The organism is Nocardia sp. NPDC059240 (assembly GCF_042753865.1).
Taxonomy (GTDB): domain Bacteria; phylum Actinomycetota; class Actinomycetes; order Mycobacteriales; family Mycobacteriaceae; genus Nocardia.
In genome coordinates this window covers 1-22,336 of record NZ_JBHZAC010000020.1, presented here as the reverse complement: position 1 = coordinate 22,336, position 22,336 = coordinate 1, and the positions used below count along the sequence as shown (strand labels likewise).

Here is a 22,336-nt window from a genome sequence, read left to right as displayed (position 1 = left end):
TCTCGACGAGACACGGGCCCATCGTTCAAGGTTCCCGTTTGCGAGACACCGAGGATGACCTGGTCAACGACCCGAGGAATCCCAGTCGGCGGCCGGGACGACACGGTCTGTCATATGCGCAGGCGGCAAGTCCGGCCAGTGCTTGCGGTTATGGACGTAGGCCTCCTCGACATCGACGACAATCCAACGCAGGATCCGGGGGCCACGTCTGTCGGGCGGAAGTTCCGGCACGCAGCGGCGCATGAGCATGTCGTCGACAGCGCGGGCGGTGCCATTGATGTGCAGGCCGATCTGATCGTGGACGAAGTCGATCAGCAGAATGCCGACATGGGGGTTTTCGATGATGTTGTCGAGGGTGACCAGGACGTCGTTGCTGCGGTATTCGGGGTAGGCGACAGTGCGGTCATCGATGACGTACAGGAAACCGGGTTTGCCGGTGCGGAGGCTGGTGTCGCACTCGCCGTGCTCGTCGGCGGTCGCGATGAAGAGCATGTCCATGCGGCGAATGAAGTCGATCATTTCAGGGATGAGCCGATCCCGTACTTCGTCCCCGACCCCGGTGAAGCCCAGATCCAATCGATCTTTCAAGCGGTCATGGTGGCTGGGGGATCGTCCCTCCCGGGCGCGACGCGTTTCGATTCGCACCCAGTGCTCGGCCACACGTTGGGCCAGCGTCATCAACCAGACGACCACCGAACCATTCTGTGAGTCGAAGCCGGCGGCGTTCTGCAAGATTTGGCTGTAGACGTCCTCGGTGACCCGATCCGCTTCCCACGGATTCCGCACGACCTGGCGCACGACGTCGTAGATGCGACTGTCTGTGCGCTCGCGCAGTTCTTCAAATGCCTGCTGGTCGGACTGGCCGCAGCGGTGCACAAGGGCAGCAAGCTCAGCACTTTCCTCAGCCGTCCTCTCCCGCGCTGTCTTGATCGGGTCCCCGGATTCCATCCGGCGTCCAGGAGCGGCCTTCGCAGAGGGTGAGAGCGCTCCGTCCTCGACTGCTGCCTTGAGCCGCTCGAAGCCGGCGTCCACGTCGAACTCGGTTGCTGCCTTGAGCCGTTCGAGGCCGGCGTCCACGTCGAAGGCGAAGGCTGGCTCATTGCGGGCGAGATAGTCGTCCAGTTTCAGGAACAGGTGCTGCCCGTCGGCATCGGGTTCTTGCGAACTCATGTTTCGGCACCTCCTTCGCCCTGGCCACGATATTGTGCGAGTGCTCCCTTGATTTTCCTCCGGGCCCGGGATCTGTGGGTCCTCACCGCGGGGACACTCGTGTTCAGAGCGTCGGCTATCGCTTCAGCGGGCTGTTCCATCTCCCAAGTCATCAGCGCTACTCGGTATTCCATGCGTGTGAGGTCGCGCGTCAGCACTTCCCAGAATCGTCGGAGTTGGTCGTCTTCCAGGATCCGGTCTGATCGCGGGGGAAACAACAGCGCCTCAGTTGCTTCGTCCTCTGACCTGTCGAGGTCTTCCAGCTCCCCCGAGAGCGTTTCCCGTGCTCGGCCGACTTCCCGCCAGTGATCGATGACTCGACAATGGGTCATCTTCAGAATCAGCGCCACCTGCTGATCGGTGGGTTTGTCATGAAAGTCGGCCTCGTACTGCTTGCACACCGACAGGAAGACCTGCTGCACAACGTCCTTGGCTCGTTCCAGGTCGCCGTCGAGCCCTCGAACCGCGGACCGGTAGGCCTTCTCCGCGTGCTGGCGGAACAGGGCCTCGATCTGCTTCGCCCAGGGCAGCGACTCCCAAGTACTCACTGGGACCTCTCCTCCTGCGTGGGCGTCGGGTCGAGGTCCGGCTCGTGTGACCCGGAATCGACGGCAAGGTAATACGTGGACGTATACCCCAGCCGACCCTTGTCGACGATCCGGACTACCGTGTCCGCGCCGGGGTTCGACTCCCTCAAGATCATTCGAGTCATGAAGTGCCGCTGGCAGTCTCGCATCAGTTTGACGGCCAGACACGCGATGCCCGCAACCAACACGACCACAACCAGACACGAACTCTGCGCACCGCCAGCAGATTGCAGGATCTCCACGATCCGTATCAGAGTCACACCAGGTAGTCGCCGGTCCTGCCCCGTCCTCGAGATATGCAGCTCGCGGGCCGTTTATGCACCCTGCAATCTGATCTTTGCCGCGTTCGACTCGTCAGCTGGGTGGGGAGTCGGCGAATACTTCCTCCGCACAGGAGCGGACCTCTGCCCCTCGCCATCGACATCCTGTCGGCGGTGGTGATCGAACATCCCCCCGGTCAACGCCGAAGGACGGTTGCTGGAAGCCCTGGTCTTGGATCGGTCCCTACCGACCGGTTCGTCCAGGAGGGACTAGGCGGCCGGCAGAGTGGTCGTGCTCGCGCAGGCATGGAAGCGCCGTGCCGAGCCGATGTGCGGACGCGAGCTCACAGTGTGCGTAATGACCTGTCCGACAGGCTGTTTCGGGGTGTCCAGACACGCTCCGATGTATCAACCGTCTGACAGTCTAAACTGTTGGACGCTGTAACTGTTGACAGTTCGGTGGTGCAGGTGGTGCACTCCTGCTGTCGCAGCGCAGCCATCGCGAAGGGTTCGGCGTCCGTGAACACGCCTAAACCGGCGCGGTGCCGCACACCCACTCCTGCAGCTTTCGGAGGAACCGTGAAGCTCTCGCTGATGTCCCGGACCCCCTCTCCGGTGGACCCGTTGACCGCCGGTCCCCTGCCCGACCGCGTGGCCACCGCCCGCACACGGGTTACCCATCAATATGATCCGGCGCTGACCGACGCGCTGTCCGAACGCGAGCTCTCCGCCGACCGCGACCTGGCCGAGCGCGTCCGCGACCACGACCGCCGCGAGCGCCTGGCGCGCCTGGACGCGGCGGAGGCCGCGGCGGAGCGGCTGCGGCGCACCACCGGGCAGCTGGCCGAGCGGCAGGCCGCCGATCTGATCCGCGCCGGGCAGGCCATCGCCGAGCAGCGGCTCTCGTCGAGCCCGCACGCGAAGGTGGCGCGCCTGCACCGTCGCAAGTCCGTCGTGCTGGGTGTGCTGACCGGGGTGCTGGTGCTGGCGATGGTGATCAGCGCGGTGTCGGTGCAACACAACATCGCCCCTGACGGTGGGCCCGCCAATGTGTGGTGGTGGCTGGCCTACGGGGTGGAGTTCCTCATCTCCGGCATGCTGATCTCGCTGATGATCTCCACCGGTGACACCGCCGAATGGGAGGTGATCGAGGACCCCAGGCAGGTGTACGGGATCGAGGCGGTCCTGCTGGCGGTGACGGTCACCCTGAACACCTACCCGTACTTCCACGGCTTGCAGCGTCCGGACTGGTTCGGCATCGGCGTGCACTCGATCGCGCCGATCGCCATCGGCGCGGCGCTGTGGACCTACGAGGTCGTCGCGGCCCGCTACGGCCAAGCCATCGAGCGGGCCACCGCCGCGATCCCCGACGGCGACACCCTCGCCGCGCAGCTGGCCACCCTCACCGATCTGACCGCCACTGCACCCGCCACCACAGACCGTCTGGCAGTCCAGACTGGCAACAGTCTGGAGTTGGGTGCGGGTCGCGCGTCCGCTATCCGCGAGTCCGCGCCCGCCGACCCGCGAGTCCGCGACACCGCTCCCGAACCCGCGCTCGCGAACCCGCGTATCCGCGAGACCGCGCCCGCCGACACGCACCCGCACTTCGATCAACCCGCGACTGGGCCCGCGCGCATCGAGAGCCCGCTGTTTCAAACTGCGATTCCGCAATGGCACCCCAGCGCAGGCCCGCGCCGGCGCCCCGCGTCCGCACCCGCGGACAGTTTCGGCGAACCCGCGACCCGCGCCTTCACCGCGACCACTGCGGGCGATGACACGACGACCGGGCCAGCCACGAACGAGGAAACCCTGGTCACCGTCACTGCGCCCACCGCACCCGAATCCGCGACCGTCGACCGCGAGGCCGCGAGCGCGGATCCGGTCACCGCGATCCTGCCGCGCGCGGACCGCGCCTGGACCGCGACCCGCGCGTCAGGGCAGTCCCCAGAGAGCGAATCCGCGCCCGAGTCCGAGATCGCGCATCTGGCCGAAGTCGCGGACGAGGTGCGCCGCCGGCGCCCGCGCATGCGCACCCCGCGGGATCTGGTGATCGCGATCCTCGCCGCCGACGAACAGGGCACGCCCTACACCGCGATCGGCAAGGAACTCGAGGTGCACCACGAGACCGTGCTCAACATCCTCGAAACCGCCCGCAAGGTCCGCCACGGCGCCACCGTCGTCGAGTTCCGCAAGGGGCAGGCCCGCTGACCCTCACCCCACCGCCAGCTCGCGAATGAGATGAAGCCGAAGTCGAGGTGCTTGAAGATCGTCCGCGTCGCCGGGGCGAGCGCGGAGCAACTGCAGGACATCTACGCGCCGGTGCTGGTCAGCGCCGCCAAGGCCCGATACCTCGACCTAGCGATCCGCCACCACGGTCTGGGCTTCCTCGGCGCGGACACCTCGCCGGACCCGAAACACCCCTGACCTATCGATTTCGGGGGCCGTTGATGCCGAGAGGCCCACTCGGTCCGCGGCCGTATCGGAGATCGTTCGGAGCTCAGGTGCGGTGCGCGGCGAGATAGGCGACTGCTTGCTCGACTGTCGCGTCAGCGAATTCGGAGTAGGTCCACCCGTCCTCGATCGAGTAGCGGTCCTTGGCGCGACCGAGGAGAACGGCGATATGCAACGAGTTGATTTCCCCGATCTGTCTGATCGGTTGCGTGACGACGATCGTCGACGTGTCGATCCCACGTTCGCTCAAAGCGTCCAGCAGCCACTGCAAATCGGTGTCCGAAGGCTGAGCGTTGGCGAGTGGGCTGCTGACAATTTCCGCGGTTTCCAAGATCTGGCGGGCCACCGCGGCGAACTGGTCGAGATGAGCGCGCACGTCGTATTGCAGGGTCTCGACGGTCTGGTTCGCCTTGGCGATAGGCAACGGGTTCAAGGAGGTGCCGAAATCGACGTGGCTGTCACCGGCCCGGTGGGCGCGGATGAGGGTTTCGAGGCAGCGTCGGAAGATCACCAATTCCTCTTCGACCAGCCGAGTCGGTCGAACGATCCGATCGGGTCCCTCGACTACCAGTTTCGCGCCGGCTCCGCGGACCTCATCAGTCAGCGTGCGAACCGCAACGATCTGCTGGGCAAGCAGGTCGATGTCGGGGTGTTCGGCCGTGGATCGTTCGAAGATGCTGACCAGCTCATCGCGGGCACGCGCACCGGCGGCCAGGAAGGCTGCGTAGGAGTCGCGGCGCTTCTCACGCAACCACTGACCGTCCTGATCGGCGTTCTGCCGCAACGCCAAACGACGAGTTGACCAGGTGGTGATCACCGCGGCAGTCGCCGCGCCGACCGCGGCGACCGACGAAGCGATCACAGCGATCCATGCGGGATTCATACCCGGCAATTATCGGCACCACCCGTGCGCCGCGCGGCGAGTTGACCACGATCGGCGCCCTAGACCAACACAGGCGCCAATCTGATTGATCCCTACACGATTTCGTGAACGGCGCACCAATCTCGCAGGTAGTGGGTTGTGATCGTGCTGCCTGTCGGGGTCATCTGTGCAAACGAGCGCGCCGGTCACGGTACGCGGCTTGTCTGCACGCGTCCGAGCAGTAGAGCCCGGGTCCGCGAGAGGCGGCGTTGAGGGAAACGGGGACTTCACACGGACACGAGTTGCAGTAGGACGCCACGTGATTCAGGAAAGTCCACTGCATGTGACGCCGACACCAGACAACTGTCAGCAGCGAGAGGCCGGATGTCATGGCCTGGAAGGCCACCGTGTTGGGCTCGTTCTCATCTTCCACCGGCTCAACGTCGTGGACGATTCCCAGCTGATCGGTCAGTTGTGTCCACTGGGCGGTGAGGGCGGCCACGGCTGCGGTGAACGACGCCCGGACGACATCGACGCGACGGCCGGCCTCTTGCGCGACCTCCTCGAGCGAAAAGCCGTCCACGACAAGCCGCACGATCCTGGCCTGCTCGGACGGCAGGGTTCTCAGGAGTTCGGCGAGCACCGCGCTCTGGCCGTACTCGGTGATCGCCTTCTCTACCGTGGCGGGGGTCGGGTCGTGACGCGCGGGGCGACGATTCACTGGCCCTCCTCCACCGCACTGTCCATCTCATTCTGAGCGGATTCCAGCCTCTTGGAGGATGGGATATCCTCCGGTTCTTCCTCAGCGTCGGCCCCGCCGCGGCCGTGAAACCCGAAGCCCCGCGCGAACGACGCGTAAACCTTGGCCACGTCCCCACGAGGGGCACGCAGCAGAGCGATACCTGTCACCGCCACGACGGCGGTCGCGGGAATGGCAAGCTGCCAAAACCCCTCGTGCAGCACGGACATGAGAGACAACTCTCGGCTCCTTCGGACACAAGAAAGCCCCCAGCGCGGTGGGCGCGGGGGGCTGCAATGGATTTGGGAGTGAACGACAAAAGCCCCGATCCGGTGGACCAGGGCTGTGCGGGGCAGAAATCTCCCCTTCACGGCAGAGGCTAGCATTTACACGCAAACGCGGCAGACAATTCGATATTTATGCTGTTCAGGGTAGCTATTTGGGTTGGCGACAGCGGACTCTGGAGGCTCGCCGAGCAGACGGCCTGTAACCCTGTCGGACAACCGCACAGTCATATGCGCAGGTCAGGGTACCGCACGCTCAGGTCAAATCTGCCGGACCACGTAACAGGCCCGCGCCGGTGCCATCCGCGGTGGCTAAGGCCCCCGCTTTCTCGCGTCGGCGACCTGCAAGGACGGCCAGGACCTCTTCGACGGCTTCACGTGGCGGACCCGGAACAGCCTTGGCATGTACTCGATCCTGGAGGCCGCTGATGCCAGAACGCCTCTACTCGGGGAGAAGCCGGCTGGTGAAGCCGGCGTGGACCAGCTCGGCGTACGCCTGCTGAACCTTCCCCGGGACCTCCTGCTCGATAGCCCATCCGTGGGATGGGTAGACCCAGATTCGTTGGGTGTCCCCGACCAGCATGTTGATCACTCGGTTGACGTCGCCGATGTCGCGGACGTAGTCGTCCAGCGGCTGCGGTAGGGACGCGCACACGATCTCGACCTCGGGCCACAGCCTGCGGGCGATGGCGTAGCTGCGGCGCTGCTGGTACGGCCTTGAGATGAGCATCACCGAACCGATGGCCTCGAGCAGTTGGTGGTCCGTGAGCAAGGCGCGGGTGAATGCGATGTTCTCGCTGGTGTTGGTCGCGTTCGGCTCGACGAGGATCGCGCCTTCGGGAACGCCCAGTTCGAGGGCGTGCTCGCGGTAGTGCACGGCTTCCCCGCGGGGAAATCGTTCGATGGTGGTCGGTGCGTTCGCGCCGGTAAAGACGATCAGCGGAAACATGCTCTGGTGATAGAGCTCAGCGGTACAGGTGGCCACGCCCAGGTCGTGACTTCCCAGCCCGATCCCGATATCCACCGGGCGGGGGTCGTGGTTCAGCTGGTTGTAGTCCCAGAGAACCTCGACCTCGGAGCGGAGCTCATCGGGCAGGGTCGTCGACAAGTGACAGGTCCCTCTCAGTCCGGCAACGTGAACGTGTAGGTCCACGCGAATCGCGATGCGGCATGCACGCCGCGGGCGAACTCGATGACGGTGTCGTCCGCGGTGTAGGTCTGCCGAACGAGCACCATGACCGGTTCTCCGGCAGGAAGGTTCAGCACCTCGATCTCATCGGGTGTGGGCATTCGCGCCGAGATCGTCTCGGTCATGTGATCGGGCTCGTAACCCTGCAGGGTCAAGACTGCGAAGCCGCCACCGCGCCCAGCGGGTCCGGGGGTCGGCTCCACCAGGGGTGTCCCCTCGACGTGCTCGGGGCGGTAGTAGCTGGTGAGAGTGTGTGTGGGCTGCTCACCGTCTTTGACGAGGCGGGCACGCTCGTATACCGGTGCCCCTGGGGACAGCCCCAGTGCCTCGGCCACTTCGGGATCGGCACTGAGCAACCGGACCGTGTTGGTCTGGTCGGTCAGCTTCCAGGAGCGACCGGATGCCTCCCGATCGGCCACGAACGCCACGGTGTCCCCGAACTTCCATTTCCGCTTGGAGTACCGCTCCGCGCCGAGCCGCCGCATCGGGGGGCGTTCACGAACGACCGTCCCGCGCCGACGAATCGGAGTCACCAGGCCCTCGGCCTCGAGAAGCCCGATGGCCTGGCGCACCGTCTTGATGTTGACTCCGTGCCTTTCGGCCAGCTCGTCCTGCTTCGGAAGCGTTGCGCCGGGCGGATATTCGCCCTGCCGGATGGCAGTCCGCAGGCTTGCCGCGAGCTCGCGGTATCCGCTGGTCGCCATCGGCTGGTTTCTCCTTCGCACTCTGACCTCTCCTCTTCGATTAAGGGTAGCTGTAACCGAACGGTCCAGATTGGTTTGTATTTACAACCCGCTCTATCGCCGTAGGGTATACCCTGGGGAAAATAGAGCTAGTTCTATTAACGGCAAGGTTCGGTGCCATGGCAAGTACGCAGAAAACAACGTGCCCCGTCCTCATGTCTTCGTCTGCGGCCCAGGTAGACGCGACGGCCACCTCGAGCGGATCCGAACTCGAGTCCCCCAATCTCCAGATCGCCCTGCTGATGGCAGAGGTCGCGCGGCTGCACCGGGAGCTGCAATTGATCCGCGACGGCCGGGTTGGGGCGGCGCTCGGTGGCGCCGAGATCCGGCACGCACGGAAAGCGCGCGGCTGGTCGGTGCCACGACTGATCTACGCAATGACCGAGGCGGCCGACCGTGAAGGCGTCCGCCTCATGAGCAACGCCAGCCTGAAGACCTCGATCTCCCGATGGGAGAACGGTCGCTGTAGACCGGACGAGTTGCACTCACGGCTGCTTGAACAGGTTCTCGGTCGTCCGTTGCTCGCTTAATGACCCGCTTTGAAATCCGTCAAAACTACCGAGCCGTAAACGTTTTCGTTGGTTCCAACACCCACACGAGGTGTGCCATCGAAGTCTGGGTTCGCGGGTCTCGTTTCGGTAGACATAGTTCAACGGAACTTCCCAACAATGAAGCGTGCCATCCGGTTTGCTACATCCTCGCTGGTCAGAGCTGGATACTTCACCGATTTCGCGGGAAGTGCTAAGCCCTACGTAGTCACCGCACGCTTCGGCACGCAGTGGAGAACCCGACTGGCATAACAGAACTCGGTGCCAGCCGTGGTGGAGAACCCCTTCGCCATCATCGTCATCGACCCGACCGAAAGGAGATAAGGCACCGACCCCGGTGATGCCCACACCTAATTCCATATCCGTGCCCGCAGGCTCACCTGCGCAGCATTGAACCCTTTCTGACAGAAGGGGTTCGACGCCGAGGAACTTGGCAGAGCTCCTCAACCAGGCTGATCAGCCTGCGGATGTCCTCGAAAGGACTGCTTTGGAAGGCAGATCCGATGTTAGAGCACGTCCCCGACAGGGTGAAGTACTCGGCCCCAACAATCTCCAGCCCCACCCCGACACACCGGCCGCGATCTCGGAAGACGAACAGATCGCGCGCCTGAACGCCGACCAGATCGGTGGGTCGTGGTCGCTGCCGATCAAGGCGGGGGCGTCGTCGAAGATCACGGCCTGGTTCGGACCTGAGCACTGGCTGCGGTGCCTGGAATGCGAGCTGCGGACTGAGCGAGGACGGGTGGTGATCAAGCGCCGCGACACCAGCGCCGAGATGGTGTTGAAGTGTGCCCCAGCGGTGGCGTCGTTCGCCGAGGGTCACACCGGCCGCCGCGTGACGGCCGCCAATGACACGATGGCCGCGCGCGCCGACGTACCACCGGGCACGATGCAGAAGGTTCGGGGTGTCATCGCGGACCTCGGGTTCCGTGTGGTGCTCGAGACTGGTCGGCCTCTGAGGACGATCGAGCGTAAGGCCGCGCGCGCCCACCACGGCGGCAACCAGATCACGGCCGCCAGCGTCTGGCACCTGACTGTCCCCCGCCACGCCCTGCAGCCGCTCACCCCGCGCCGGCACTCGGCGAGCCTGGTCAAGCTCACCCGGCGCGCGCACATCGCCGCGCCCGTGACCTGCAGCGGGCACCTATCTTCAACCACGTCAGTGGTTGAAGAATCTTCTGTTGGGAAAAAATCACCAAAGCGCGCGCAAGCGCACGCGAGGCCGGGAAGATCCCGAAAAACCAACGGAAAGAATGCCGGAAAGAATGCATGGAGGAGGACGGAACCTCATCCGCTGCATCGGCAGCAAGTTGCCGCTGACCTGGTCTATTCCTGCCATGGCCTCGACCGGGGCGAGTGGGCGCGCACCGGCGGTGGCTATCTGCGACTCGCCGGCCAGCACATCGGTGCCTACTGCGACATCCTCGCGCAGGCAGGGATCGACACCACCGTCTGGACCGCGAAACCCATCCGCGCCCAGCTCGACAAGCGGATGACCGAAACCGGTCTGACCTGGCCGGACCGGATGCACAATCCGGTCGGATTCTTCCGGGCAGCGATGCGCAGCATCGATTGGCCCGCCGTTCCACCGGGAGGGCCGGCCCCGGCGGGTCGCACCGCCGCATCACCGCCGCGTCCACCGCATCCGGACTACGCCCACCGGGATGTCGGTCTTCCGGCCGCCCCGAGGCTCGTAACGGCCCCCGAAAGCCCCGCAGCCGAGTTTGGGGTACCCGAACCCGTGATCCGGTTCTTCCGCCGCTCCACGGACCCCTCAGGGCTCGATACGGCGGGATCCGCTGCGCTGCAGGAGATCGAACTCACCGACCGGGGGGCGGACAATTCGGCGTGCTGGCTCTGCGGCAACCCCGGCAGATGGTGCGACGAGCTGCCGATCCCGGCACCGACATGCGAAAACTGTTGGCCCGCTCCAGGACCGAGAAAGGACACCCGGCACGTCCAGGAGCGGCGCCTCGGGCCGACCACAGATGTTCGGGCCGACGAGCCGGCAGCGGCCGCCGGAGGGGAGTGCGACATGTGCCACGCAACGCCTGGGCGAGTGCGTGACTCGTTGCCGTCGCGGTCGGCGGTCTGCGACGGCTGCTGGGACGCAATGGGTTTGACCAGCTACGAGACACGGCGCTCGGAACTTTGCACCGACAACGTTCACCGTGCCCGCGGGCCCCGGCGCGGGCGTGTGGCGGTTCACTCGGCCGCGAAGGCCTCACGAATCTCATCGAACGGAGCGGGGACCACGTGGGCCTGGTGCTCCTGACTCCAGACAAGATCACCGGCCAGATGGTCCTCGGTGAGATCGGCGATGACCTCGTCGATGCTGCATCCGGCCCTGTCGGCCATCTCAGCGACCGAGGTGACGCCTTCGACTCCATCGCCGGACCGGATGTTGATCGGGGCGGCTGCCAACAGGTGGAGCCAGGCCTCGTACGGAAGCTGATCGGCACCGGGCGGGGGCGGCGCGGCGGCGAGGTCGGTCGCGCATTGGCGGAACATCCACACCGGCATCCGGGTCGAGGTGGCGCCCATTTCCTCAAGCAGCTGAATGACGAACTGTTCGAGCTGATGAGGGGCAGAGGGTCTGCGGCGACGGGAGGATTTCTTGACCCGTTTCTTCGAGGTCGGCATGGAAAAACGGTAGGTGCCCGGCGCGTTCACTTCCACGAACGCGTGACGAAACTCGAAGGGAAGTGGAGGTTCGTCTGATGCGTCCAGGTTCGGCGGTCGCGGTGGCCCAAGGTTCGTCGCGCATCTAGTCGTCGCGGCGACCAGGAAACAGCCTAAAATGCCGGACCGCGCCCCGCTCACGCCAGATACTGGCTTCGTCGAGCTTGCCCCGCTTCTCCAGCAGATCCGCAAGTGCGCGCATAGACGGCTGATCACCGGCCTCGGCGGCCCGCCGATACCAGGTCTCGGCCTCCTGGTGGGCACCCTGCTTTGCCAGCAGAGCCGCGAGTATGACCATGGCCGATTGATCGCCGTCGTCGGCGGCCTTCCGATACCAGCGCTCGGCTTCCTGGTGTGCGCCCCGCTTTGTCAGCAGATCTGCGAGCGTGACCATGGAGGGGCGAAAGCGGACTTCGGCGCCTCGCCGATACCAGGTCTCGGCCTCTTCGAGCTTGCGCTGACTCTCAAGGAGCTGACCGAGTCGGTGGCCAGTGGCGATGTCGCCGGACTCGGCGAATCGCCGGTACCAGGCCTCGGCTTCGTCGGCTGCACCCTGCCTTTTCAGTAGCGCCCCAAGGTCGCCTATGGCGGGCGAACTGCCAGCGTCAGCAGCCTTCCGGTACCAGGCCTTGGCCTCCTCGAGCGCTCCTCGACGCTGGAGCAGGTCCCCGAGATCGTGCATAGCTGGGGCGCTGCCGGCCTCGGCGGCTCGCCGATACCAGCTCTCGGCTTCGTCGAGCTTTTTCCGGCGCTTGAGCAGGGACCCGAGACGGTACATGGCATTGGTGTAGCCGGCCTCGGTGAATTGCCGATACCAGAACTCGGCTTCGTCGAACATGCCTCTGGACACCAGCGCCATTCCGACCTCACCCATGGAAGAGGGGTCGCTTTCGGCTACGCGCCGCAGCCATTCGCGGGTCGCCTCGTCCGTGTCAGACGGAGCCGGCCCTGCCTTTGTTACCCGTTCTGGATCCCCAGCCGATCTTGACGGCTGTTGTTGCGGCTCTGATGGTTTCGCGGCGGGGTTGAAGATTGTCGCGGTGGTTGCGCGCAGCAGATCAGTGACCAGTTCAGCACAGGAGGAGTAACGGTCGGCGGGGTTCTTGGCCAGCGCCGTGGCGATGACGTGATCGAGGTGGCTGGGAAAGTCGGGGCGGCCGGCGGTGACCGAGGGCGGTGGGTCGGAGAGATGCGCGGCGATGACGGCCGCATTGCTGCCACGCCGGAACGGAAACTCGCCGGTGAGCAGATGGAACAGGGTGCAACCCAGCGAGTAGATGTCGGCACGGTGGTCGCTGAGCTTGTCGCCGAATCGTTCCGGCGCCACATACGCCAACGTGTAGCCCACCGCGGTGACTGTGGCGTCGCGGGCGCGCGCGATCCCGAAATCGGTCAGCACCGCGCGCTCTCCGTAGCGAGGGTCGTGATCGATCATCAGATTCGCCGGTTTCACGTCCCGGTGCAGCACCCCCTGCGCGTGTGCGTAGTCGAGGGCGTGCGCGGCATCGGTGATCAACCGCACCACCCGCTCGACCGGCAAACCGCCCGGTGCGGTTTGCAGCAGCGCGCTCAGGTCGCCGCCGGCGACGTACCGCATCGCCAACCACAAGCGAGTGTCGTTGGGGCCGTTGCGATCATGAACTTGGACGATGTTGGGGTGATCGAGCCCCGCGGCGAGCCCGGCTTCCCGGTTGAACGCCGCGCGGACGGTCCTGTCGCTGGTGTATTCGTCCTTGAGAACCTTCAGCGCGACGCTCTTCGAAAGACGCGGATGCTCGGCCAGGTAGACCGTCGCCATCCCACCAAAACCGAGCCGCCGGACGACTTTGTACCCGGCAATCTCTTCACCCGGCGACAACATCGGCTCGCCCTCGGTTCAACTCGTCTCCCCCACCAGAGAAAGGCTTTGCGCACGACCCTACCGATTCGAGAGAGCTGTCGGCAGTCCGACAGCCCAGACTGTGGACCGCCTCAGCCGGTCCTGAATGCGTCGGACAGCTCGCCAGGTGCGCGCTTCGTTGCCGCGTCACGGTCTGCGGCTGCTGGGACGCAATGGGATTGAGCGGCTCCGCGGCCCGCCGCGCGGCCCCTGCAGTCGGATAGCCGTCAGAGTGCCTGCGCTGCAATGGGTTCGCTGCGATCATGATGCGGTGTCCACGCCTGCGTCTCGGGGAAGGCTGCGTCGGCTCATCGACGCCTGGCAGCCGCTACCGGAGCCCGAACCAGAGCCCGCGCCCGAACCTGAACCAGCTCCTGAACGGGGGCGGCTGTCGCGCATCGGTGGCGGCATCGGCAAGGCAGCAACCTGGGACGGCTGGCTGAAGCTCGGTGCCGTCGTCACCGCGATCGGCGTCCTGGCCGGTCTCTACTTCACCAACCAGTCGCTGCAGGCGACCACGAGCCAGAACCGGGCCGCAAGCCGTGTCGCGGTCACCGACCAATTCAACAAGGCCGTCGCGGCCCTCGACGGCCAAGGCGTGGCCACTCACGCCGGCGGGATCTACTCCCTCGAACAGCTGAGCATCGACACAGCGGATCTGCGGACACCGATCGTCGAGGTGCTGGCGACCTTCATCCGGACCCATGCCCCGCTGGGGGTGCCGGGACAATGCGACGGCTCGAAGCCGCTGGGCGAGGACGTGCAGGCCGCGCTCACCGTGATCGGGCGACGACACTTCCACCTGGACGAACCTGTCTCCCTTCGACAGCTGTGTCTGGCCCGGGCCGACCTCACCGGCGCCGACCTGAACGATCTCGTGCTCGACGAGACCAACCTGCGGCAGGCGACTTTCCACAAGACCCGGTACCCGAGCTCGGATTCGCTGGTGAACTTCGAGTCGTCGGTGTTCGAGGGCACGGATCTGACCGGAGCTCATTTCTTCGGCGAAGACCTCACCAACGTGAACTTCTCCCACACCGACATGTCCGATGTCGATCTGGATGCCACGATTCTGCACGGCACGAACTTCGCGGCCGTGAAGCTGGTCGGTGCCCACTTCCTCACCGCGGATCTGACGAAGGCATGCTTCCAACGCAGTGACCTGAGCCGAGCCGTGTTCTGGGACGAGCAGTCCAGGCTGTTGGCCACCAATTTCGATGCGGCCGTGTTCGATTCGGACTCCCATGACGGGACGGTGTGGCCGCACGGGTTCACTCCACCGGCACGGATCGACGATCACAACCCGGATCTCTTCTACCCCTGCAATTTCTAGGGCTGTGTGCGACCTGCGGTTCCGCGCTCAGCGTCGTTGTGATTCGGCGACGGACGGGTCGAGAGCACCGCTGCTGGCGTGGCAGCGGCCTGAGCGGTCAGCACGCCCATGACCCCCTCCAGGCCCCTTCCTGCCGCCGCGGTGACAGATTCGCCGACCCATCCGGCATATCCGCCAGCTATCTACAATCTGGCCCACGTCGACGACGAATTGTGTTGCGTGGCAGCGTCAGCGGGAGGGCTTCGGGGTGGGAAACATCGACGACTGGTACCAGAATCGGGCGCATCGGGGCGACTTCGATCCTCGCCACGACTTCGCCAACGACGACGTGCACGATCGCGTTCAATTCGGTGAGCTACCGCAACGCGAATGGGTCCCCCAACCTGACCAGGGCCGACCCCGACCACTACCTGTCACGAAGGCCGCCAAACCCAGAACCTCTCCGGCCAGGGAAGCGTCCACGCGGCACCGAGCCCAGCCCGCACCGGCTCAGCCTCCGTGGGAACGATTCGTCAGACAATGGCTGGCCAAACACCCGAACGGCAGAGTCAAGCTGTGCCGGGTCGCCGCACAGCGCGCGGGATTTCCAACGGTCGGCAACAAACAGATCATTCGCGTCCGCAAGACCATGGTCCGTGAGGCCATCGAGGCGCAAGCCCGGGAGCGCCGGGATCGGGAGGCGGTCGTACACCGCAACGAGCAGCGAGCCTGGGCCGCGCACCTGATCGAACAGAAAAGGGCCGCCGCGCGTTCCGAGGTCAAGAAAGCGGCCGAGGCGATCGCCCGCAAGAAGGCCGCGGAACGGCAGCACGCCTATATCCGAGCCTGGCTGGCCGAACACCCGACCAAGAACGACGCAGCCTGTCGTGCCGCCATACAGAAAGCAGGCTTGGGCGAGGTCACCATCAAGGTGGTTTCCGGCATCCGCCGCAGCATGCCCGAGCATCCGACCAACCAACGGCCAGCGAGAAACACCACACCGAACAAACGGGCACCCAAGCGGCCCGCGGTACGGGTGCGGTCGACCACGGACGCCGGACCACGTTGTCCTGCTTGCGATATCGTGCCCGACACCATGACGGGCAATTGCCGGTGCAGTTGATGCTGACTTCCTCGCAGCGGGTCACGGACCCCCGGACACACCACTCAGTCGGCCTTGCCGCACCCTCTTGGTTGAGAACCTCGCCGGTCCGCGAGCATTGGTCCTGCCGCGTTCTCCCCCGCTGGTCAGGCCCGCATCTGCGAGCCGTACGCACACCGGCGGGATCCATCTCCGGAACGAAAGTGAAGGATCATCGTGGATTTGTTCGCCAACTGGCCCGAGGCGGTCGGTAAGGACGTTGCGGCCCACTGCCGCCCGGTGCAGCTCGCCGGCGGGGTCCTGACCGTGGAGACCGAATCGACGGCGTGGAGCACGCAGCTGAACCTCTACAAGGCGCAGTTGCTGGCACGCATCCGTACTACGGCGGGACCCGACGCGGTGATCACCGATCTGCGCTTCGAACGCTCCCCCACGGCCGCCAGGCGGGCCAACGGCCGTCGATATCCCCAGCCGCGCCCGGATGAGAATGCTGCGGGCATGTGGGATGCGAAGGTGCAAGAGGTCGCGGGCGCCGATCACGCGATCCGCGAACTGCACAGCCGGATCGAGTATTTGGCCACCCTCGCCTCACACGCCTACGTGTCGCACGCACCGTTGCGCATCGAGAATCACGACGGCCGACAGATCGCGCACTGGTACGACGACAACGAGCTGAAGATCTTCACCTCCGCCGGCACCGTGCACATGTCCCCCGCGCCCGGGTTCCCCACCGGGACGACCGGGAAAACCCTGTCCAACGCCGCTGCCCGGGAGATCGCCAACGCGTTGTGGTCCGCCGCCCGCCATGTCGACCACGAGAGCGACAGGAACCCCATGGTGTGACGAAACGAGAAGGGGCAGCGGGATATTCATCGGGACCGTTCGGTTCGGCAAACGGGAACGCCAAAGCGGCGAGGTCGTCCCGTGTTGCGAAATACCATGCGCCCATGACTGATTCGGAAGTCCTCGCGGCGGAGTACCGGGCGTTCGTCAAGGCGCTGCATCCCGCATCGATCGAGGTGCTCGTGGTGGTCGACGGGTTCTGGTCGCACCGGCTCTACCCGTCCATCCCGCAAGAACACGAGGAAATGCCCGAACGCGACGAGGTTCTCAAGGTCTTCACTGAGTACAAGAGCACCGTGACGCCCCAGCTGCTGACGCTCGTGTCGGGGCACCCGGATCCCGATGTCCGCGATGCCGCGGAGATGACGCTGAGCAGCCTGGGGCATGTGATCATGTTCCTGGCCCACCTGACGCCAAATGAGGTCGCCGGCGGGGCCGCGAGGATCGAGAAGGTGCTCGACAACCTGAAGGCCCTCCGCAACGCGCTCTACCGCGCCCCGTTTCGGATAGAACGCCCCGAGCCGCGGTTCACCGGCGAACTCCTCCAAGATTTTGCGATCCGGACCATCACCGCCGAGCTGTCCGGACTGCGATGAGGCGCAGGGCGTCGTAGAGGTCGTCGTCCGGCGACGGCATCCACACCGATATCCGGTACCGGCATCCGGCCGCGCCACCATCCGGGAGGTCGCGTTCTGCGCTGTCCATCTCGTCAGTATCGGCTCGGCCAGCAGACAGGCGACGTGTTCCGAGATCTGTCGCCCTGCAACCGATTCCGATGGATGATCGGATCGTGGTGAAAATGGGGGAGGGGGCGCCACGCCGGCGTCCGTACAGGATCAGTCCGCAGCCGCGCTCCAAGAATGACCGGCGCAAGCGGATTCTCGGGAAGCTCGCTCACACGCTCACCTGGGACGGCTGGACCAAGCTGACCGCCCTGGCGACCACACTCGTGGCGGTGACCGCGTTGTGGTTCACCAGCCAGACGCTCAAAACCACCAACGGCCAATACGACTTGGCGCGAGATACTGCGGTCACTGCGCAGTTCTCGAAGGCGCTCGATCAGATCGGCAGCGCGAACATCGACACCCGGCTGGGCGCGATCTCGCTGCTGGAACGACTCGGCCGCACCTCGCGACCCGACCGGTCGACGATCTTCGACTTCTTGTCGACCTACATGCGCTTACACGCCCCGAACAACGACCAGTGCGGAAATGCGCAACAGCTCGCACCGGAAATCCAGGCGATCATGGGGGCGATCGGTCGCCGCGACCATGACGGAACTGAACTCATCGATCTTTCCAGCGTGTGCCTGGCGGCTTCCGTGTTGGAAGGCTCGAACCTCCACGGCGCCCGAATGGGCGGTGTCAACCTGACGGCCGCGCTGCTGCAAGGCGTGGATCTCACCGGAGCCAAGCTGAACGGCATGCACGCCCAGAACGCGGCCATCGAAGGAGCGACACGGCTGGCGGGCGCGTCTCTGCGTGACGCGGACCTGCGCGGGGTCCTGTTCCGGGGTCTGCCGCTGGACGGGGTGTCGTTCTCCGGCGCGGATCTTCGGGGTGCCCGATTCCTCGGTGCCACCGAGCCCGACACCGCAGTCGGCACGCTGGGCGATACCCCGCCGGCCGACCAATGGACGGTGCAGGGATTGAAGTTCCACGGCGCGGACTTCGGCGGGGTCAGATACAACCAGTACACGCGCTGGCCCGATGGGTTCGTGCCCGTCGAAGGCCCCAATCTCGCGCCACAGCAGCTCAATCCGCAGCACGGATAATCAGGGCACGGCATTTGGTCGTTTCGTCAGGCTTTCAGCTCGGCCGAATCGAGGCAGGTGACGAAACCTGGAGCGGGTGAGCGGGATTCGCCACCGGGCGCAGTGGTCGTGGCGGGGGCCAGCACCTTTCGGCGGTGCTAGGGGGTGAACACGATCATCGAGTTGAACTTGGAGTTGACGATGTACACAGCGTGGCTGTCAGGGTCCACCGTGATGCTGCCGAACGTGTCGTTGCCCGCGCCCTGCGCGATAGGGATGGTCTCGGTGATCTTCCGGGTGGTCGTGTCGATCACCGCGACGGTGCCATCCACGCTCACCGGGACGTAGAGGGCGTGTTTGGCCTGGTCGAATACCAGGTCGCCCGACCGGAAATTCCGGATCGTGTCCGCTCCCCCGCTCCCCCGCTCCCCCGATCGCTCTCCCTCACCGCGATTGCGCTACGAGCCCCGGGTGGCGTTCCAAGTTGGAACACCACAGCTCTCCGGCCGCGCCTGGCGGTACCCGGAGCTTGTGACGAAACCCGGAGCGGACGAGGGAGATTCGCCGGGTGCGCGGTCACGTCCGGAGCGGGATTCCTGGGCGAACCCGAACCCCGCAGAATGCCGAACTGCTAGACTGTTGACAGTCTGGTATTGGGTTTCTCGCAAAAGGATCGAGCACCATGATCGGCCTCCCCGCCCCGCACAAGCTCCTCGCCGCCCTCGCTCTGGCCGCCATGGGCTTCGTCTGCCTGGGCATGCTCCTCGCCTACACACTCACCCACAGCCCGTTCGGCCCGCTGACCGTGGTGCTGGTCGCCGTGGCCCTCGCGATCGGTGCCGCCCGCTCCGCCGAGCATGAGCGCCGCCGCGTCGAGCAGCAGCGCCTCGCGGCCGAGACCGCGCGGTGGGCCCAGTTCGAGGTCGGCTTCCCCGCCGACGTCCGCGGCGCGGTCCGGATGCTGTGCGACCCGACCGACCGCACCGAGGTGTTCGGCCGGCTCGGCCTGGGCTGCCCCGAGCTGGTCGACGGCCGCCAAGACTGGGGCATCTGGCCCACCGATCGCGGTGCCACCGCGCGCCTGACCGGACTCGACGCCGAATCCTTCGCCCTGGTCTCTGGGGTCCTGGCCGCCCACCTCGGCGTGCCCGCCGCCGTGCTGCGCCGCACCCGCCGCCGGGACGCCGCCCTCGAACTGGACCTCATCATCCGTTAGGCGGGCACCCATCATGCCCCGCGCGGCCAGCGTGCCCGGGGCACACCACAACATGCCCCGCGCCTGCCCGGTTCCCACCCCGCACCGATCGACCCGGGGCGAGGACGCGCAGTGCAGAACTCAAGAACGCTTGAGCTTCTTCGGCCGTGTCAGATAGGCCGAGAGCGCCTTGTCGACGGCCAGATTCAGCTGTTCGTCGTCGATGATGCCCTTCTCGTGCAGGACAAGCTGGACAGGCAGATTCTGGTCGCCGTCCTTATACCCCTCGTCGGCGAAGAACTTCACCAGTTCCCTCGCGCGAACCGGGGCACCGGTCACCTTCTCCATAGCCTGCCTCGCGGCCTTGCTCTGCCTGCGGGTATCCCGAGATGCGTCCCATCCCTTCTTGAGCGAGAGCGCGCCAGTGGCGGACAACGCGCTCACCGTCATCGGCGACATGACGCCATGGGAGATCGCGAGGGCGTCCACCACGAAACCCGCCACGCCAGCCCCGAGAACGACCGTGACATCCCACTTGGTTTCCGCCTTGTCGAGCACTGCCTTGAGGTCGTCAAAAAACATCGGGACCGCCCACCGGGTCGGCGTGGAGAGCCTCGGGTAACTCGATGCTCGGCGGCGACTCGCCCTGGCCCTGCTCGGCGACATGACGTTGCACCGACAGCTGCACGGCCAGCAGCGCGACCTCCAGCAGCTCGTCGCGGCGGCTCTGCCGCCATGCCGCGCCGATCACCGACACGAGCAACAGCAGCACCGGGAATCCGAGCAGAAACCCCCAGAACGCGATCCCAGCCGCCTGCTGCCCGGCGACCGCGTACGCGACCAAGAAGGCGGTGAAAGCAAGCGCGGTGAGAACGGCAACCGCATTCCCCCCCAGCGTCCAGCTCGAGGAACTGCGAGCGCGGTGCTCCCCGGCGAGCGACGGCACAGCACGAGGCTCGCGGTCGAGCCACTCCGCCACTGCCGGAAGGTAAGTCGGCACGCCCGCGCGCGGCCGCACCCTCGTCGATACCGGATCCCGCACCACGACCACCGGCGGCCAGTCCGACGGCTCGACATTGGCAGGCCGCTCCGTGATGTCGCGGTTCCAGTCGAACGCGGGTGTGGGCGGACCCCATTGCGCCGGCGCCGTGAACGAGACCACCTGCGCACCGAAATCCACATCACTGAAGTAGGCGGCACCGGCAAAAGCCGCACGCGCGAACGATGCGGTCCCCGAGAAAGCCACACGCCCGAAGTCGGCGATGCTCGCGAACGTAGCGCCTGTGAACCTGGCGGCGCCGGCAAAAGACACATGGCTGAAAACAGCCACGTTGTCGAAGGTCGCGCCCGCGAAGTCGGCTATCCCGGAGAACAGCGCGCGGTCGAACCACGCGACCTCCGAGAAGGTCGCGCCACCGAACCGCGCGTCGCCGAAGAATCTCGCATCCGTGAACTTGGCCTGGCCCTCGAAGGTCACGCCCTCGAACCAAGCAGTGCCGGAGAACCGCGCGAAGTCGAAATCGACGTTCTCGAGATAGGCGCCACGGAAGTCGAAATCGTTTGCAGACCACCTGTATTCGGAATCGCGCCGGAGACGGTCGGCGATGACACGGACGATGGTGGCGCGTACCTCCCCGTCGTTGTCCAGACGCGGGACGGGACGGTCCGGCTCGTCACCCTCGGCAGGACGACCCGGGTCCGGGACCAGGGTGCGACCGAATCCGGGACTGTAGGGCAGGCGCAGATAGCCACACAAAACATCGATGCACTGCTGGCGTCGAATCCCGTCGGACTCGTCCGCGACGCCCGCCATCGCATAGACGCCCGCCATCCGGACCGCAGCTTCGGCAGCACCGAGCTTGGCGGCCGCGGCATCGAAGCGCTCGACGAACCGCCTCGCCCTGGCCCACCGGAACACCCCTCGATTGTGGAGCAAGCCCTGCCGTGCCGTCCGGCAATCCGTCCATCCATGGGTACGACTGCCCGCGCCCGGTGCGGCGACCCGTGTCGTGCCAGTCCCAGACCGTCGGATGACGACAGTTCGGACTGCCAACAGCCTGAACTGCCCGACTGCTCGTCACCGTGTGGACCCGACGCGGTACGCCAACCACCAGCAGTTCCGAATGTGGACAGTTCGACAGTTCTGTCCACGGCGCCGAGACCCGACGGACCGAGGAACAACCTCGGAAACAACGACAGAATGAACAGAAAGAAAGGATGGAAAAAGTCTATTCCGTCCATTATGATGGAAGAAACACGAGGAAGGAACGTCAATCATGACCCTCGCTCCGGATCCGATCACCCCGATCACCGTGCAATTCGACGATCTCGACCTCATCCACTTCGATCAGGCCATCGGGCGCTGGAACGAGGAGAACCGCCGGCAGAAACTGAACCGATCAGTGGCCCTGAACGCCCTGGCGCGGCTGATCATGCGGGCCGACAGCGAGGAAATGGTGCGGCAACTCGCCGAGAAGCGGGGGGCGAACGAGAAAGTGACCGAGCAGATGGTTAAAGTGCACGGATGGCTGATGGACGAGTACTTCGGAGTGGTGCGGGAAGTAATCGAAACACGGAAGAGCCAGGACGGCCGAAGGAAAAGGAAGGAAGTGTAGCACACATGAGGAAACAAGGGCGGAAAGTGACAGGAAAAAGGAAAGAAGGAATGAAAGAAAGAAGTAAAGAAAGTAACATATAG

Annotated in this window: 25 protein-coding genes; 11 read left to right on the top strand and 14 right to left on the bottom strand. The window is 65.4% G+C overall.

Annotation, left to right across the window (positions count from 1 at the left end; all coding sequences use genetic code 11):
* Positions 1-63: 63 nt before the first annotated feature.
* From ACFXHA_RS43135 to ACFXHA_RS43125, 3 genes are read right to left on the bottom strand one after another with little or no spacing between them, the layout of a single operon-like run.
* The gene (locus ACFXHA_RS43135; RefSeq protein WP_379366846.1) at positions 64-1,170 is read right to left on the bottom strand and encodes a pyridoxamine 5'-phosphate oxidase family protein; all 1,107 of its coding nucleotides are present in this window, start codon (positions 1,168-1,170) and stop codon (positions 64-66) included.
* On the bottom strand, positions 1,167-1,757 hold the full coding sequence (locus ACFXHA_RS43130) for an RNA polymerase sigma factor (protein ID WP_379366844.1): 591 nt from the start codon (positions 1,755-1,757) through the stop codon (positions 1,167-1,169). Before ACFXHA_RS43130 ends, ACFXHA_RS43135 begins: the two co-directional genes overlap by 4 nt.
* Entirely contained in the window at positions 1,754-2,038 is a 285-nt protein-coding gene (locus tag ACFXHA_RS43125; protein WP_379366843.1) for a hypothetical protein, read from the bottom strand. The genes ACFXHA_RS43130 and ACFXHA_RS43125 overlap by 4 nt, the downstream gene beginning before the upstream one ends.
* 612 nt (positions 2,039-2,650) lie before the next feature.
* Here ACFXHA_RS43125 and ACFXHA_RS43120 point away from each other — a divergent pair.
* On the top strand, positions 2,651-4,264 hold the full coding sequence (locus ACFXHA_RS43120; RefSeq protein ID WP_379366841.1) for a hypothetical protein: 1,614 nt from the start codon (positions 2,651-2,653) through the stop codon (positions 4,262-4,264).
* A gap of 51 nt (positions 4,265-4,315) precedes the next feature.
* A complete protein-coding gene (locus ACFXHA_RS43115) occupies positions 4,316-4,480 on the top strand; it encodes a hypothetical protein (RefSeq protein ID WP_379366839.1) in 165 nt (54 codons plus the stop codon).
* A gap of 73 nt (positions 4,481-4,553) precedes the next feature.
* Here ACFXHA_RS43115 and ACFXHA_RS43110 read toward each other — a convergent pair whose 3' ends face one another.
* The 5 genes from ACFXHA_RS43110 to ACFXHA_RS43090 all read right to left on the bottom strand — a co-directional run bounded on the left by ACFXHA_RS43110 (position 4,554) and on the right by ACFXHA_RS43090 (position 8,285).
* Positions 4,554-5,390: a hypothetical protein gene (locus tag ACFXHA_RS43110; RefSeq protein ID WP_379366837.1), complete on the bottom strand. Its 837-nt coding sequence runs from the start codon at positions 5,388-5,390 to the stop codon at positions 4,554-4,556.
* 160 nt (positions 5,391-5,550) lie between these two features.
* Positions 5,551-6,090, bottom strand: a complete 540-nt coding sequence (locus ACFXHA_RS43105) for a hypothetical protein (protein ID WP_379366835.1) — start codon at positions 6,088-6,090, stop codon at positions 5,551-5,553.
* Positions 6,087-6,338: a hypothetical protein gene (locus ACFXHA_RS43100; protein WP_379366833.1), complete on the bottom strand. Its 252-nt coding sequence runs from the start codon at positions 6,336-6,338 to the stop codon at positions 6,087-6,089. Before ACFXHA_RS43100 ends, ACFXHA_RS43105 begins: the two co-directional genes overlap by 4 nt.
* 496 nt (positions 6,339-6,834) lie before the next feature.
* Positions 6,835-7,500: a YdcF family protein gene (locus tag ACFXHA_RS43095; protein WP_379366831.1), complete on the bottom strand. Its 666-nt coding sequence runs from the start codon at positions 7,498-7,500 to the stop codon at positions 6,835-6,837.
* Between the two features lie 14 nt (positions 7,501-7,514).
* On the bottom strand, positions 7,515-8,285 hold the full coding sequence (locus ACFXHA_RS43090; RefSeq protein ID WP_379366829.1) for a GntR family transcriptional regulator: 771 nt from the start codon (positions 8,283-8,285) through the stop codon (positions 7,515-7,517).
* Positions 8,286-8,443: 158 nt separating this feature from the next.
* Here ACFXHA_RS43090 and ACFXHA_RS43085 point away from each other — a divergent pair, with 158 nt between their 5' ends.
* Positions 8,444-8,854, top strand: coding sequence for a hypothetical protein (locus ACFXHA_RS43085; RefSeq protein WP_379366827.1), 411 nt, complete (start codon positions 8,444-8,446; stop codon positions 8,852-8,854).
* 448 nt (positions 8,855-9,302) lie between these two features.
* Positions 9,303-11,147, top strand: coding sequence for a hypothetical protein (locus ACFXHA_RS43080; protein ID WP_379366825.1), 1,845 nt, complete (start codon positions 9,303-9,305; stop codon positions 11,145-11,147).
* Here the strand turns inward: ACFXHA_RS43080 and ACFXHA_RS43075 are convergent.
* Together ACFXHA_RS43075 and ACFXHA_RS43070 are read right to left on the bottom strand one after the other, a co-directional pair.
* Positions 11,078-11,551 carry a hypothetical protein gene (locus ACFXHA_RS43075; protein ID WP_379366823.1) on the bottom strand — a complete coding sequence of 158 codons (474 nt, stop codon included), beginning with the start codon at positions 11,549-11,551 and terminating at the stop codon, positions 11,078-11,080. The genes ACFXHA_RS43080 and ACFXHA_RS43075 overlap by 70 nt on opposite strands.
* Positions 11,552-11,639: 88 nt before the next feature.
* A complete protein-coding gene (locus ACFXHA_RS43070; protein ID WP_379366821.1) occupies positions 11,640-13,415 on the bottom strand; it encodes a protein kinase in 1,776 nt (591 codons plus the stop codon).
* A gap of 289 nt (positions 13,416-13,704) precedes the next feature.
* On the opposite strand from ACFXHA_RS43070, the gene ACFXHA_RS43065 reads away from it, so the two are divergent.
* The 4 genes from ACFXHA_RS43065 to ACFXHA_RS43050 all read left to right on the top strand — a co-directional run bounded on the left by ACFXHA_RS43065 (position 13,705) and on the right by ACFXHA_RS43050 (position 17,286).
* The gene (locus ACFXHA_RS43065) at positions 13,705-14,766 is read left to right on the top strand and encodes a pentapeptide repeat-containing protein (protein ID WP_379366819.1); all 1,062 of its coding nucleotides are present in this window, start codon (positions 13,705-13,707) and stop codon (positions 14,764-14,766) included.
* Between the two features lie 628 nt (positions 14,767-15,394).
* Positions 15,395-15,868 carry a hypothetical protein gene (locus ACFXHA_RS43060; protein ID WP_379366817.1) on the top strand — a complete coding sequence of 158 codons (474 nt, stop codon included), beginning with the start codon at positions 15,395-15,397 and terminating at the stop codon, positions 15,866-15,868.
* A gap of 195 nt (positions 15,869-16,063) precedes the next feature.
* Positions 16,064-16,690: a DUF721 domain-containing protein gene (locus tag ACFXHA_RS43055; protein ID WP_379366815.1), complete on the top strand. Its 627-nt coding sequence runs from the start codon at positions 16,064-16,066 to the stop codon at positions 16,688-16,690.
* 104 nt (positions 16,691-16,794) lie between these two features.
* The gene (locus ACFXHA_RS43050; RefSeq protein WP_379366814.1) at positions 16,795-17,286 is read left to right on the top strand and encodes a hypothetical protein; all 492 of its coding nucleotides are present in this window, start codon (positions 16,795-16,797) and stop codon (positions 17,284-17,286) included.
* On the opposite strand, the gene ACFXHA_RS43045 is transcribed toward ACFXHA_RS43050, so the two are convergent.
* A complete protein-coding gene (locus ACFXHA_RS43045; RefSeq protein ID WP_379366812.1) occupies positions 17,258-17,395 on the bottom strand; it encodes a hypothetical protein in 138 nt (45 codons plus the stop codon). The genes ACFXHA_RS43050 and ACFXHA_RS43045 overlap by 29 nt on opposite strands.
* Before the next feature lie 94 nt (positions 17,396-17,489).
* Here ACFXHA_RS43045 and ACFXHA_RS43040 point away from each other — a divergent pair, with 94 nt between their 5' ends.
* Positions 17,490-18,464, top strand: a complete 975-nt coding sequence (locus tag ACFXHA_RS43040; protein WP_379367043.1) for a pentapeptide repeat-containing protein — start codon at positions 17,490-17,492, stop codon at positions 18,462-18,464.
* 137 nt (positions 18,465-18,601) lie between these two features.
* On the opposite strand, the gene ACFXHA_RS43035 is transcribed toward ACFXHA_RS43040, so the two are convergent.
* On the bottom strand, positions 18,602-18,781 hold the full coding sequence (locus ACFXHA_RS43035; protein ID WP_379366811.1) for a hypothetical protein: 180 nt from the start codon (positions 18,779-18,781) through the stop codon (positions 18,602-18,604).
* Positions 18,782-19,125: 344 nt separating this feature from the next.
* On the opposite strand from ACFXHA_RS43035, the gene ACFXHA_RS43030 reads away from it, so the two are divergent.
* Positions 19,126-19,659, top strand: a complete 534-nt coding sequence (locus ACFXHA_RS43030) for a hypothetical protein (protein WP_379366809.1) — start codon at positions 19,126-19,128, stop codon at positions 19,657-19,659.
* Positions 19,660-19,779: 120 nt separating this feature from the next.
* Here the strand turns inward: ACFXHA_RS43030 and ACFXHA_RS43025 are convergent, their stop codons facing one another.
* Positions 19,780-20,220 carry a hypothetical protein gene (locus ACFXHA_RS43025; protein ID WP_379366807.1) on the bottom strand — a complete coding sequence of 147 codons (441 nt, stop codon included), beginning with the start codon at positions 20,218-20,220 and terminating at the stop codon, positions 19,780-19,782.
* Positions 20,210-21,556: a pentapeptide repeat-containing protein gene (locus ACFXHA_RS43020; RefSeq protein ID WP_379366806.1), complete on the bottom strand. Its 1,347-nt coding sequence runs from the start codon at positions 21,554-21,556 to the stop codon at positions 20,210-20,212. Before ACFXHA_RS43020 ends, ACFXHA_RS43025 begins: the two co-directional genes overlap by 11 nt.
* Before the next feature lie 358 nt (positions 21,557-21,914).
* Between ACFXHA_RS43020 and ACFXHA_RS43015 the strand changes: the two genes are divergently transcribed.
* The gene (locus ACFXHA_RS43015; RefSeq protein WP_379366804.1) at positions 21,915-22,253 is read left to right on the top strand and encodes a hypothetical protein; all 339 of its coding nucleotides are present in this window, start codon (positions 21,915-21,917) and stop codon (positions 22,251-22,253) included.
* The last annotated feature ends 83 nt before the right edge of the window (positions 22,254-22,336 follow it).